14 protein-coding genes are annotated in these 12,677 nt (G+C 68.6%); 9 read left to right on the top strand and 5 right to left on the bottom strand.

Going from position 1 to position 12,677, the window contains the following annotated elements; translation table 11 throughout:
- Window positions 1-55: 55 nt before the first annotated feature.
- A complete protein-coding gene (locus tag ACFYTS_RS02160; RefSeq protein WP_357087687.1) occupies window positions 56-520 on the top strand; it encodes a GatB/YqeY domain-containing protein in 465 nt (154 codons plus the stop codon).
- An 86-nt stretch (window positions 521-606) separates the two neighbouring features.
- Here the strand turns inward: ACFYTS_RS02160 and ACFYTS_RS02155 are convergent, their stop codons facing one another.
- Complete coding sequence (locus tag ACFYTS_RS02155) at window positions 607-2,973, bottom strand: penicillin-binding protein (RefSeq protein ID WP_357275563.1); 2,367 nt, start codon at window positions 2,971-2,973, stop codon at window positions 607-609.
- Window positions 2,974-3,274: 301 nt separating this feature from the next.
- Here ACFYTS_RS02155 and ACFYTS_RS02150 point away from each other — a divergent pair, with 301 nt between their 5' ends.
- Window positions 3,275-3,598 carry a WhiB family transcriptional regulator gene (locus tag ACFYTS_RS02150; RefSeq protein WP_033089817.1) on the top strand — a complete coding sequence of 108 codons (324 nt, stop codon included), beginning with the start codon at window positions 3,275-3,277 and terminating at the stop codon, window positions 3,596-3,598.
- Window positions 3,599-3,744: 146 nt separating this feature from the next.
- Here ACFYTS_RS02150 and ACFYTS_RS02145 read toward each other — a convergent pair whose 3' ends face one another.
- Both ACFYTS_RS02145 and ACFYTS_RS02140 read right to left on the bottom strand, forming a co-directional pair.
- Window positions 3,745-4,920, bottom strand: a complete 1,176-nt coding sequence (locus ACFYTS_RS02145; RefSeq protein ID WP_387300700.1) for an ArsA family ATPase — start codon at window positions 4,918-4,920, stop codon at window positions 3,745-3,747.
- 2 nt (window positions 4,921-4,922) lie between these two features.
- Window positions 4,923-5,942: an ArsA-related P-loop ATPase gene (locus ACFYTS_RS02140; protein WP_357275568.1), complete on the bottom strand. Its 1,020-nt coding sequence runs from the start codon at window positions 5,940-5,942 to the stop codon at window positions 4,923-4,925.
- A 268-nt stretch (window positions 5,943-6,210) separates the two neighbouring features.
- Between ACFYTS_RS02140 and ACFYTS_RS02135 the strand changes: the two genes are divergently transcribed.
- The 3 genes from ACFYTS_RS02135 to ACFYTS_RS02125 all read left to right on the top strand — a co-directional run bounded on the left by ACFYTS_RS02135 (window position 6,211) and on the right by ACFYTS_RS02125 (window position 7,725).
- Entirely contained in the window at window positions 6,211-6,375 is a 165-nt protein-coding gene (locus ACFYTS_RS02135; RefSeq protein WP_213558954.1) for a DUF4177 domain-containing protein, read from the top strand.
- On the top strand, window positions 6,375-6,830 hold the full coding sequence (locus ACFYTS_RS02130; RefSeq protein ID WP_357275570.1) for a RidA family protein: 456 nt from the start codon (window positions 6,375-6,377) through the stop codon (window positions 6,828-6,830). The genes ACFYTS_RS02135 and ACFYTS_RS02130 overlap by 1 nt, the downstream gene beginning before the upstream one ends.
- Window positions 6,831-6,918: 88 nt before the next feature.
- Window positions 6,919-7,725, top strand: a complete 807-nt coding sequence (locus ACFYTS_RS02125) for an MBL fold metallo-hydrolase (protein WP_387300697.1) — start codon at window positions 6,919-6,921, stop codon at window positions 7,723-7,725.
- A 124-nt stretch (window positions 7,726-7,849) separates the two neighbouring features.
- On the opposite strand, the gene ACFYTS_RS02120 is transcribed toward ACFYTS_RS02125, so the two are convergent.
- Entirely contained in the window at window positions 7,850-8,524 is a 675-nt protein-coding gene (locus ACFYTS_RS02120; protein ID WP_019044571.1) for a Crp/Fnr family transcriptional regulator, read from the bottom strand.
- Window positions 8,525-8,793: 269 nt separating this feature from the next.
- Window positions 8,794-9,036 carry a hypothetical protein gene (locus tag ACFYTS_RS02115; RefSeq protein WP_033089361.1) on the bottom strand — a complete coding sequence of 81 codons (243 nt, stop codon included), beginning with the start codon at window positions 9,034-9,036 and terminating at the stop codon, window positions 8,794-8,796.
- Window positions 9,037-9,328: 292 nt separating this feature from the next.
- Here ACFYTS_RS02115 and nth point away from each other — a divergent pair, with 292 nt between their 5' ends.
- Genes nth through ACFYTS_RS02095 form a run of 4 tightly spaced genes read left to right on the top strand, consistent with a single transcriptional unit; the run spans window position 9,329 to window position 12,621 of the window.
- Entirely contained in the window at window positions 9,329-10,009 is a 681-nt protein-coding gene (gene nth, locus ACFYTS_RS02110; protein WP_387301074.1) for an endonuclease III, read from the top strand.
- Window positions 10,006-10,662 carry a TlpA family protein disulfide reductase gene (locus ACFYTS_RS02105; RefSeq protein WP_387300695.1) on the top strand — a complete coding sequence of 219 codons (657 nt, stop codon included), beginning with the start codon at window positions 10,006-10,008 and terminating at the stop codon, window positions 10,660-10,662. The genes nth and ACFYTS_RS02105 overlap by 4 nt, the downstream gene beginning before the upstream one ends.
- Window positions 10,663-10,702: 40 nt before the next feature.
- Complete coding sequence (locus ACFYTS_RS02100) at window positions 10,703-11,431, top strand: NUDIX hydrolase (protein WP_387300693.1); 729 nt, start codon at window positions 10,703-10,705, stop codon at window positions 11,429-11,431.
- Window positions 11,428-12,621, top strand: a complete 1,194-nt coding sequence (locus ACFYTS_RS02095; protein ID WP_357275580.1) for a MarP family serine protease — start codon at window positions 11,428-11,430, stop codon at window positions 12,619-12,621. The genes ACFYTS_RS02100 and ACFYTS_RS02095 overlap by 4 nt, the downstream gene beginning before the upstream one ends.
- Window positions 12,622-12,677 lie beyond the last annotated feature (56 nt).

Raw genomic sequence — 12,677 nt, 5'->3', positions numbered from 1 at the left:
AACATCGAGTCAAATGAGCTGGACCACGATAGAAGTCCCTCGTACCGTGTCGCTCATGTCGGAACTCAAAACCACGCTGCGCACGGATATGACCGCCGCGATGAAGAGCAAGGACGCGCTGCGCCTCGGCACCCTGCGGATGCTGCTGTCGGCGATCCAGAACGCCGAGGTCGCCGGACCCGAGGCGCGTGAGCTTTCCGACCCCGAGATCATCGCCGTCCTGCAGAAGGAGGCGAAGAAGCGCAACGAGGCCGCCGTGGTCTACGAGCAGGCCGGGCGTGGCGAGCTCGCCGCCAATGAGCGCGCCGAGGAATCGATCATCGACGAGTACCTGCCCACCCAGCTCACCGAGGCCGAGGTCGGCGATATCGCCGACACCGCCATCGCGCAGGTCGCCGAGCAGCTGGGCGAGCGGCCGGGCATGCGGCAGATGGGTCAGGTCATGAAGGCCGCGACCGCGCTGGCCGCCGGGCGCGCCGACGGCACCCGGATCTCCGCCGCCGTGAAGGCCCGCCTCTGAGACGGTCCGGACGGCGGTTCATGCGGTGCCGCTATTAATACGAAAGGCCCGGAGCGAATGACTCGCTCCGGGCCTTTCGTTCGCGGCTAGCGCGGGATGGGAATCGGGATCGGGATCGGCGGCAGCGCCGGGATCGTGATGCCCGGCAACCCCGGCACCGACGGCGGCGCGTTCGGCGGCGCCGTGACCGGCAGCTGACTGCCGTCGCTGACGTACATGGTGATCACCGAGCCGGGAATCGCCGACCCGTTGGGCGACACGTTCATGACCGTGCCCTTGCCCGCGCCCGGCTGGGTCACCACCGACACCTGGAAGCCCGCGCCGACCAGCGCCGCGTTGGCCTCGGCCTGCTGCATGCCGATCACGTCCGGGATCTGCGAGTTGTTCGATCCGCGCACGTACTTGTCGTCGACCGGCGGCAGCACGGCCGGCGGGAACCGGTCGAGCACGTTCTTCATCGCGCCCAGGTAGGTGCGGGCCGGCTCATTACCGCCGTACAGGTTTCCGCTGCCGCAGCTGCGCAGCGGGAACGAGCAGATCTCACCGGGCGTCGGGCTGTCGCCGTAGACGTAGGAGGCGCCGGCGAAACCGTTGGTGAAGGCCAGGAAGGCCGAGGACCGGTGACTCTCGGTGGTGCCGGTCTTCGCCGAGGTCGGAATGTTCCAGCCGACGGAATGCGCGGAACCGGCACCGGTGCCGCTCACCACGTCCTGGCCCAGCGCCACCGCGAGGGTATTGGCCAGACCCGGGTCGACCACCTGCTCACACGCCTGCTGGGTCAGCGGTACCTGCTTGCCGCTGCGGTCGATCACCTCGCGGATCGGGGTGGGCGGGCACCACTTGCCGCCGGAGGCCAGGGTGGCGGCCACATTCGACAGCTCCACCGGGTTGATCGCGACCGGTCCCAGGGTGAACGAGCCCAGGTTCTGGTCCTTGATCATGTCCGAGAGGCTCTGGTTCCCGTGGCCGGAGGTGCCGGGCAGGGTGTACGAGCGCATGCCGAGCCGGACGGCCATGTCCACGGTCGGGGCCACGCCGACGGCCTGGATCAGCTTGACGAAGGCCGTGTTCGGCGAGGTGGCCAGCGCCTCGGTCACCGACATCGAACCCTTGTAGGCGCCCGCGTTCTTCACGCAGTACGTCTCGGGCGGACAGCCGGGCGTGCCGGAGTTACCCATGCCCTTGGCGGAGAAGAACGCCGGAACATCGAGGGTGGCGTTGATGCCCAGGCCCTTCTCCATGGCCGCGGCCGTGGTGAAGATCTTGAAGATCGAGCCCGCGCCGTCGCCGACCATCGAGTACGGCTGCGGCTGCACGGTCTGGTGCGCGTTGGCGTCCAGGCCGTAGACCCGGCTCGAGCCCATGGCCAGCAGCGGATGCGAATCCTGGCCGGGCGCGATGATGTTCATGACCTCGGCGATGTCGTCGAGGTTCGGGTTGGTGTTGGCGGCCAGCGAGTCCCGCACCTGGTCCTGCACGGCCGGGTCCAGGGTGGTCTTGATCAGGTAGCCGCCCTTTTCCAGCTGATCGCGGCTGATGCCGGCGTTGGTCAGGTACTGCATCGCGTAATCGCAGAAGAAGCCGCGGTCGTTGGCCGCGATGCAGCCGCGCGAGAGGCCCTTGGGCTCGGGCAGCACGCCCAGTCCCGTGTCCTTGGCCTTACGGAACTCCTCCGCCCGGCTGGGCACGTTCTGGATCAAGGTGTCGAGCACGGTGTTGCGGCGCTCCAGCACGCCCGTGGGGTTGGTGTACGGGTTCAGCTTGGAGCTGGACTGCACCATGCCGGCCAGCATGGCCGACTGCGTCATGGTCAGGTCCTTGGCGTCCACGCCGAAGTACGTCTGCGCGGCGTCCTGGATGCCGTAGGAGCCGTTGCCGAAGGGCACCAGGTTGAGATACCGGGTGAGGATCTCGTCCTTGGTGAGCCGCTTGTCCAGCGTCAGCGCCATGCGGATCTCACGGATCTTGCGGGCGGGGGTGGTCTCGGTGGCTGCCCGGCGCTCGGCGTCGGTCTTGGCCACCACCAGCAGCAGGTAGTTCTTCACGTACTGCTGGTCGAGGGTGGAACCACCCTGGGAGACCTGGCCGCCGGAGGTGTTGGTCAGGAAGGCCCGGAAGGTGCCCTGCCAGTCCACACCGTGGTGATCGGCGAAGCGCTTGTCCTCGACCGAGACCAGCGCCAGCTTCATGTTGTTGGAGATCTTGTCGCTGGGGACCTCGAAGCGGCGCTGCTCGTACAGCCAGGCGAAAGGCGTCCCATTGGTGTCCACCATGGTCGAGACCGCGGGCACGCTGCCCTCGACCAGTTCGGCGGAGACGTTGTCGACGGCGTCGGCTGCCCGGTTGGAGATGAACCCGAAGCCACCGGCCAACGGGAACAGCAATCCGGCCAGCAGCACGGCGGCCAAGACGCACGCGCCTGCCAGTCTCCAGAGCGTTCGTGTGATCGGCACGGGCCCTAGCCTAATTGGCCTTCCGGACACTCGGTGTTCGCCCGCCACGGGTGTCCTTTCGTCCTCAAAGGTACGGACTGACCGGTTCTTGGCAACGAATGCGTGGACGGACGTACCAGAAAATCTCGGGACGGTCTTGCGCAGCCGATACACGACTATCTAGATTGAGAACCCAGTGTGATAGAGCTAACACTCAAAGTGGAATGTGGTGCAGAACGCAGTGGGGTTGGGTAACTGCGCGCTGCACTCGCGATTCTGGAGCGCCGTGACCCGGTGTTCGGACTGCAAAGGGGCACACCAAATGCACATGACTACCCCGATCGCTCGATTGGACGTGGAGCAGGCCGAAGCGAGAATCGCCTGGGTTTCCCAGGCCCGATGCAAGGAAGTGGATCCCGACCAGCTGTTCGTGCGTGGCGCGGCACAGCGCAAGGCCGCAACCATCTGCCGGCACTGCCCGGTGCTGATGGAGTGCGGCGCTGACGCCCTCGACAACCGAGTCGAGTTCGGTGTGTGGGGCGGTATGACCGAGCGGCAGCGCCGTGCGCTGCTGAAGCAGCACCCGGAGGTGACGAGCTGGGCGGACTTCTTCCGCGTCCAGCGATCACAGAAGGTAGCGATGTAAGCGAGTATCCCTTACCTAGATCCCCCCTATAAGCAGAACGGATCGAGCCCGCGGGAGCGGGCTCGATCCGTGTCCGGGGTCGGATCGGGCATTTCAAACCAAAGGGTCGAAATCCGGAATCGAGCCGAGGGCTCGGCGGGTCCGCGTCAGGCGGGCTTGGCGCCGGCCTCGACGAGCTGGTCACCGACGGCGCGCAGCGCCTCCAGATCGGCCACCTCGAAGGGCAGCGCGGTGACGGCCACGATGGGCACGCTCGGGTGGGCGCCCGTGAACCGGTGCAGCAGATGCTGTTCCCGCTTGGCGGTGGCGGCCCGATGGGCGTGGATGCGCAGCACCGCGGCCGCGAGCGCCTCCGGCGTCTCCGCCTCGGGTTCCGGCGTCGCGCTGTTCTCGGGCTCCGGGACCAGGCGATCCGCCGCGACCTGCGCCTGCTCGCCGGACAGCGAGCTCAGGACCGGGTGGGTGCGGTTGAGCACCAGTCCGGCCATCGGCATCTTGTCGGTCGAGAGCCGGTCCACGAAGAAGCTGGCCTCGCGCAGCGCGTCCGGTTCGGCCGCGGCCACCACCAGGAAGTGGGTGCCCGGGCGGGACAGCATCGCGTAGGTGCGGTCGGCCCGATCCTGGAAGCCGCCGAACATGGATTCCAGTGACTGCAAGAAGACACTGGCGTCTTTGAGAAGCTGGCCCCCGACGATGGTCGAGACCCCGCGCAGCGCCAGGCTCATCGCGCCCGCGACGAACTTCCCGACGCCGCGGCCCGGGGCCATGATGACCCGGATCATCTTGCCGTTGAGGAAGTTGCCCAGCCGCTTCGGCGCGTCCAGGAAGTCCAGGGCGTTCCGCGAGGGCGGGGTGTCGACCACGATCAGGTCCCACTCCCGCTTGGCCGCGAGCTGGCCCAGCTTCTCCATCGCCATGTACTCCTGCGTGCCACCGAAGGAGGACGCGACGGTCTGATAGATCGGATTGGCGAAGATCTGCTCGGCCTTGTCCGGGGTGGTGTGCTCGAGCACCATGTCGTCGAAGGTGCGGCGCATGTTCAGCATCATGGCGAACAGTTCGCCCTTGGCCTCGGGCCCGAGCTCGACCTTCTGCGGCACATTGCCCAGATCGCTGACGCCCAGTGACTGGGCCAGGCGGCGGGCCGGGTCGATGGTCAGCACCACGACCTTGCGGCCGGTCTCGGCCGCGCGCAGCGCGATGGCCGCGGCCGTGGTGGTCTTGCCGACGCCGCCGGAACCGCAGCACACCACGATCCGTGCCGACGGGTCGGCGATGATCTTCGAGACATCCAGGGGCACAGTGCCTGCCGGAACGACCATGACTAGCGAACCCCCTGCGCGCTCAAGACTTCGGCGAGCTCGTAGAGCCCGCCCAGATCCATGCCGTCGGTGAGCGACGGCAGGTACAGCCGCGAGATGTCGAGCTGGGACAGCTCGGCGGCGCTCTCGTCCTGGGCGGCCAGGCGCGCGGAGTGCTCGACGGTCTCGGCGACCAGGCCCTGGAAATCGGCCTCGGACAAGGTGACTCCGGCCTCGGCGAGCCCGGCCTTCAGGGCGTCGACGTCGACCTCGCCGAGGGCGGCGCGTTCGCGCACGGTGCGCGGCAGGTAGCCCTCGCCGGCCCGGTTCACGATGACCGTGCCGATGTTCAGGTCGTTGGCGGTGAGTTCGGCGACGGCGTCGGCGGTCTCCTGCACCGGCAGCGCCTCCAGCAGCGTGACCAGGTGGATCATGGTCTGCTCGGAGTGCAGCAGCTTGGACACGCCCTCGGCCTGCGCGGCGATCGGTCCGCCGCCGGCGATGTCGGCCATGGCCTGGGTGACGTCCAGGAAGCTGGCGATCCGGCCGGTCGGGGGCGCGTCGATGACGATCTCGTCGTAGGCGGGCTTGCCGGACTTGTCGGCCCGCACCGCGCATTCCTTGATCTTGCCGGTGAGGATGACGTCCCGCAGGCCCGGCGCGATGGTGGTGACGAACTCGATGGCCCCGACCCGGCGCATGGCCCGGCCGGCGAAGCCGAGGTTGTAGAACATGTCGAGGTATTCCAGGAAGGCGTGCTCGACGTCGAGGGCCAGCGCCATCACCTCGCCGCCGCCGTCCGCGGTGGCGATGCGAGTCTCGGTGGGCGGCAAGGGCGGCAGATCGAACAGCTGCGCGATGGACTGTCTGCCCTCGACCTCGACCAGCAGCACCCGGCGCCCCCCGGCGGCCAGTGCCAGCGCGAGCGCCGCGGCGACTGTCGACTTCCCGGTGCCCCCCTTCCCGGATACGTAATGCAGGCGGGCCTTGTCTGCCCGCTCCGGCCAACCTGCTTCGACCCCCGGCTCAACCGAAACGGGCACTGCTATCGGTACTCCCACGCTCGCGAGCCTATAACCCGTTCCGAGTTCCTGCCCACAGGCACGACAAACTGTCTGATACACCACTTCTGGTTCCCGGACCGCCTCGGCCTGGACCGCGTCTTCATAGACCTCCGCCTCGGAGCGGGGAGCGAAGCGGACGAGCGGAGGAGGGTGAGGCCGAGGTTACGAGGGCCGTGAACATCCGGGGCGACACGGAGGCAGATGGGGTGCGGCACTGCGGGAACCCCGCCGGGGCTACTCTCAGCCCATGAGTGAAGTGACCGTGTGGGAGTACGCGACGGTGCCCCTGTTGACCCATGCCACCAAGGCCATCCTCGACCAGTGGGGTTCCGACGGCTGGGAACTCGTCACCGTGCTGCCCGGACCGACCGGTGAACAGCACGTCGCCTACCTGAAGCGGGCGAAGAGCTGATGACCTGGGCCGAGAACCTGAAGGAGCTCGGGCTCGAACTGCCGGTCGCGCCGAAGCCGGTCGCGGTGTACGTGCCGGGTGTCCGGACCGGCAATTACGTCTACACCTCCGGCCAGCTGCCGTTCGTCAACGGCGAACTGCCGCTGACCGGCAAGCTCGGTGCCGAGATCACCATCGAGCAGGGCGCGGAGCTGGCCAAGCTGGCCGCGCTCAACGCGCTCGCGGTGGTGCACGACCTGGTCGGCCTCGACAATGTCGTGCGCATCGTCAAGGTGGTCGGGTTCGTGGCCTCGGCAGCCGGTTTCAACAGCCAGCCGCTGGTCATCAACGGCGCGTCCGAGCTGCTGGGCGCGGTCCTCGGCGAGGCCGGGGTGCACGCCCGCTCGGCGGTCGGCGTCAACGAGCTGCCGCTCGACACCCCGGTCGAGGTGGAGCTCATCGCCGAAGTGCGATAACCCCCACTGAAATCCTTTGGGGCACAGTAGAAAGCGTGATGCGTCCAACACTGGACGCATCACGCGCGGTGCATTAGGACGGAACAGTATGACGCTCACCCACCCCGCGTACGAACAACTGCGGCAAGTGACTCCGTCCGCCGCCGTCGTCCTGGCCGACAACCCCAGCGGAATGACGTTGCAGGGCACCAACACCTGGCTGCTCCGCGCCCCCGGCGCCACGGAATACGTTGTGGTGGACCCGGGTCCGAAGGATCGCAAGCACACCGAGGCGCTGGTCCGCGCGACCGGCGGTGAGATCGCGCTGACGCTGATCACCCACGAGCACGCGGATCACACCGGCGGCATCGACCACCTGGTGAAGGCCACCGGAACCCCGGTGCGCGCCAAGGGCTCCGAATTCCTGCGCGGCTCGGGCACGGTCCTGGCCGACGGGGAGGTCATCGAGGCGGCCGGGGTGCGCATCACCGTGCTCGCCACCCCCGGTCACACCGGGGATTCGCTGAGTTTTCTGGTCGACGGCCCGGACGGCGAGCGGGTCCTGCTCACCGGTGACACCGTCCTGGGGAGTGGGACCACGGTCCTCGAATCCTCCGACGGCGCGCTGGCCGCGTATCTGGATTCGCTGAATTGCCTGGTGTCGGTGGCCCCCGGCCGCACCCTGCTCCCGGCGCACGGCCCGGACCACCCGGATGCCGAACCGGTCATTCGCTACTACATCGCGCACCGCGAGGAGCGCCTCAACCAGGTGCGTGCGGCGCTGGAGAAGCTGGGCCCCAATGTCAAAGCCCTGCAGATCGTCGCCGAGGTCTACGCCGATGTCGACAAGCGGCTCTGGCCCGCGGCGCACAGTTCGGTGAAAGCCCAGCTGGCCTACCTGCGTTCGCAGGGCTAGGCACACAGGTCGCACGGCTGGGCGCACGGGTCGCAGGGCTGGGCGCACGGAAACGCGAAAGGATCGGGCACCGCTACGGAGGTGATGCCCGATCCTTTCGGCGTATTCGTTTGTCCGTCTCGCGTCAGCGAGCGCGGCGCGCCAGCCGCTCCGAGTCGGAGATCAGCACGCTCTTGCCCTCGAGCCGCAGCCAGCCGCGGTGCGCGAAGTCGGCCAGGGCCTTGTTCACGGTTTCGCGGGAGGCGCCGACCAGCTGGGCGATCTCTTCCTGGGTCAGGTCGTGGGTCACGCGCAGGGCGCCCGCTTCCTGGGTGCCGAAGCGCTGGGCGAGCTGCAGCAGCGCCTTGGCGACACGACCCGGCACGTCGGTGAAGATCAGGTCGGCCAGGTTGTTGTTGGTGCGCCGCAGGCGGCGGGCGAGCACCCGCAGCAGCTGCTCGGCGATCTCCGGACGCTGGTCGATCCACGCCTTGAGCGCGTCCCGGTCCATGGTGACGGCTCTGACCTCGGTGACGGTGGTGGCCGTCGAGGTGCGCGGGCCCGGGTCGAAGATCGAGAGCTCGCCGAACATGTCGGACGGGCCCATGATCGTCAGCAGGTTCTCCCGGCCGTCGGGGGAGCGGCGGCCGATCTTCACCTTGCCCGAGGTGATGATGTACAGCCGGTCGCCGGGCTCACCCTCGTTGAAGATGACGTGGCCGCGCGGAAAATCAACGGGCTGTAGTTGTTTGGCGAGAGCGGCCACCGCGGTGGGCTCGACGCCTTGGAAGATGCCTGCTCTGGCGAGGGCCTCGTCCACGAATGTGCTCCTTATGGGAAATGGCTCTGTCCTGGACCGAAACGACTCGGCCGACAGTGCAGTCTACTTTGCATTACCGCCGGGTAGTGATAGACACCACGCGCCGAGCTGATACTCGGATACGCGGAGCCCAGTACGCGACACACAACGCAACGTGCGACACGCTTCACACGAATCTACGACACGCCGTGAGACCGGCGTCATGAAGATCGTAAAAAGTGGTCCGGGGCTCGAAGCCACCGGACCACTCGACCGCCGACCCGCCCGGGTCAGCTGGCCTGTGCGACGTCCATTCCCTTGGCCGCGGGCCGGGCCCGTCGGGGCCGCGCGGCGGCGGCCGGCAATCCCAACTTGGTCAGATCGCTGACCTCGGCATTCGTGGCTCGATCGAGGTACTGCTGAACCTCCGGGTCGGGTTCGAGCAACTTGCGCAGTCGATTCTCGACCCGTTCCATCACCAACGCGAACAGCATCAGCGCTATCGGAAACAGCACCACAGCGAGTCCTTGCATAGGCAGCAGTAAACACGCCAAAGGTCTCAGATGGAACACGGCAGGTCCGCTGGCCGGTTGTGACGTAGTGCTGGTTCCGTAAGGTGGACGCGTGCGTGTCACTGAATCCAACGCGGCCCTGAGCGGGGCAGACCCGGATAATTCGGGCCTCGCGACAGCGAAATCGGACGCTGCCGCGGTTCCTGCCGAGGCCGCGGTCGGTGTCGCGGATGCGCCATCGTTCACGCGCCCGGCCAAAGCGCGCAAGCGCGACAAAGAGACTCGGACCGGCCTGGTCAGGCGCGCGCGGCGGATGTATCGGGAAATGACACGGGAGTTCCCCGACGCGCACTGTGAGCTTGATTTCACTACGCCGCTCGAATTGGCGGTCGCCACAATTCTTTCCGCGCAGTGCACCGATGTGCGGGTGAACCAGACCACACCGGCATTGTTCGTGAAGTACCGCAGCGCACGCGATTACGCCGAGGCCAATCGCGCCGAGCTGGAGGAGTACATCCGGCCCACCGGCTTCTATCGGAACAAGGCCAATTCGCTGATCGGGCTCGGGCAAGAACTGGTCGAGCGATTCGACGGGGAACTGCCGAGCACCCTGGACGAACTGGTCACCCTGCCGGGGATCGGGCGCAAGACCGCGAATGTCGTCCTCGGCAATGCCTTCGGGGTCCCCGGCATCACCGTCGACACCCACTTCGGGCGGCTGGTGCGGCGCTGGGGCTGGACCGCCGAGGAGGATCCGGTCAAGGTAGAGCACGCCGTCGGCGCGCTGATCGAGCGCCGCGACTGGACCATGCTCTCGCACCGGGTGATCTTCCACGGCCGCCGCGTCTGCCATGCCCGCAAGCCCGCGTGCGGCGCCTGCCTGCTGGCCAACGACTGCCCCTCCTTCGGGACCGGCCCGACCGATCCGGGCGAGGCCGCCAAACTCGTGAAGGGCCCGGAGACCGAGCACCTTCTCGAACTGGTCGGCCTGTGAGCGCCGAGGCGACGCGGGGCAACACCTGGTGGCGCTGGGTCCTGGTGGCGGTGATCGTCGCCGTGGCGGCCGTCGTCGCGCTGTGGCCGCAGCTCACCCGCACCGATGGCAAGAGCACCGCCACCGGGTCGACCACCGCCCCCGCCGAACCGGCGGTCGCCGAGGCCGATCGGGCCGCGGCCGCGCTGGCTTCCTGCCCACAGCCCACCGGCGCGGCCGTCGGTGACACCCCGCTGCGCGGCATCACCCTGGACTGCCTGGCCGACGGCAAGCCCGTGGACCTGGTCACGGCGCTGGCGGGCAAGCCCGCGCTGATCAACCTGTGGGCCTACTGGTGCGGCCCGTGCGCGGAGGAACTGCCGCTGCTGCAACAGTTCTCGCAGCAGGCGGGGACCGCTCTCACGGTGCTGACCGTGCACAGCGATCCCGGCACCGGCAAGGCGCTGTCGCGGCTGAGCGGGCTGGGCATCCACCTGCCGGGTGTGGTGGATCCGAACTCCAAGGTCCGCGCCGCGGTCGGCGCGCCCGCCGTGCTGCCGATCTCGGTGCTGTTGCGCGCGGACGGCACCGTTGCCAAAGTCGTGGTGCGCCCGTTCCGCAGCGTCGAGGACATTTCCGATACCGTCGCGGCCGAATTGGGAGTCCGGGCGTGAGCGCGGCCGGTCCGCGGTGGTTTTCGGTGAGGGTGTGGTGATGAGACTCGAGGCGTCCAGCAATGGGATTCCGGCCTGGCTGCGCGGGGTGGCCGAGCACGATCCGGCCGACCCCACCGGCGTGAACCCGGTCCTGCGCCGCAGTGCCATGCGGCGGTTCGCCGCGGCCGCGACCCGGCCCCGGGACGCGGCCGTGCTGGTGCTGTTCGGCGGTTCCCCGGAGGCGGATCCCGATGCGCCGGGCGGGCTTCCGGCCGACGCCGACGTACTGCTCACCCAGCGTGCCGCCACCCTGCGACAGCACAGCGGCCAGGTGGCGTTCCCCGGCGGCGGGGTGGAGCCGCAGGACGACGGCCCGATCAGCACCGCCCTGCGCGAGGCCAACGAGGAGACCGGCCTGGATCCGGCGAGCGTGGAGCCGCTCGCGGTGCTGCCCAAGATCTTCGTGCCGCCGTCGCGGTTCGATGTGACGCCGGTGGTCGCCTATTGGCGCACGCCCGGCGCGGTAGGCGTGGTGAGCGAGACCGAGGCGGCCCGTGTGGCGCGGGTGCCGGTGAGGGAGCTCATCGACCCGGCCAATCGTTTCGTGGTGCGGCATCCGCTGGGCTATATGGGCCCGGCGTTCACCGTGGACGGAATGCTGGTGTGGGGGTTCACCGCCGGCGTGCTCGCCGGACTGCTGGCGGTATCCGGGTGGGAACACGAATGGGACCATCACGATGTACGTGATCTGCAGGCCTCGCTGGCCGCGGTAGGGATGACATTATGAGCGCCTCTGGCTGGCTCGACCTCGGCATCATCATTCTGGCGTTGCTCGCGGCCACCTCCGGGTGGCGGCAGGGCGCGGTCGCCTCGGCGCTCGCCTTCCTGGGCGTCATCCTGGGCGCGGTGGCCGGAATCCTGATCGCGCCGCACATTCTGAAGCACCTCAGCGAGGGGCGGACGCGGGTGCTGGTGGGCGTGCTGCTCATCGTGGCGCTGGTGATCATCGGCGAGGTCGCGGGCATGGTGATCGGGCGGGCCGCGCGCGGCGGCATGCGGGATCCGTTCACCCGCAGCGTGGACAGCGTGGTGGGCGCGGGCCTGCAGGCGGTGGCGGTGCTGGCCACCGCGTGGCTGCTGGCGCTGCCGCTGACCAACTCCTCGCAGCCGGGCATCGCGGCCGCGGTCACCAACTCCCAGGTGCTGCGCAATGTCGACCACGTCGCGCCGGACTGGCTGCGCCGGGTGCCGACCGACTTCTCCAACCTGCTCAACACCTCCGGGCTGCCCGACGTCATCGGCCCGTTCGGGCATGTCCCGATCACCGCGGTGGAGCCGCCCGACGCCAGCGTGCTGCAGCTGCCCATCGCCCAGCAGTTGCAGGGCAGCGTGCTGCGCATCCGCGGCATCGCGCCCAGTTGCCAACGGCAGCTGGAGGGTTCGGGCTTCGTGGTGGCCCCCGAGCGGGTCATGACCAACGCCCACGTGGTGGCGGGCACCAACAGCGTCAGCGTGGACACCGCGCGCGGCCCGCTCCCGGCGACCGTGGTGCTCTTCGATTCGCAGAAGGACGTCGCGATCCTCGCGGTGCCGGGCCTCAATGCCCAGCCATTGGCGCTGGCCCCGAAGGACGCCGGCACGGGCGAGAGCTCCATCGTGCTCGGCTACCCGGGCGGCGGGCGCTACACGGCCAGCGCGGCCCGGGTGCGCGAGACGCTGAACCTCAAGGGCCCCAACATCTACCGCGACGCCGATGTCAAGCGCGAGGTGTACACCATCCGTGGTCAGGTCCGGGCCGGTAACTCGGGCGGTCCGCTGGTGGACACCGACGGCCGGATCCTGGGCGTGGTGTTCGGCGCGGCCGTCACCGACGACGACACCGGGTACGTGCTGACCCTCGACGAGGTGAAGCCGGAACTGGATACGGCGTCGAGCCAGACGACGGCCGTCGGCACCGGCAGCTGCGTGCTGAGCTGATCGAGACCGAAAGCGGCCCCCGGCGACAGGATTCGCTGGGGGCCGCTTCGGTGGGC

This window comes from Nocardia sp. NPDC004151 (genome assembly GCF_042874235.1).
Lineage (GTDB): Bacteria > Actinomycetota > Actinomycetes > Mycobacteriales > Mycobacteriaceae > Nocardia.
This window is presented reverse-complemented; position numbering and strand designations above follow the sequence as displayed.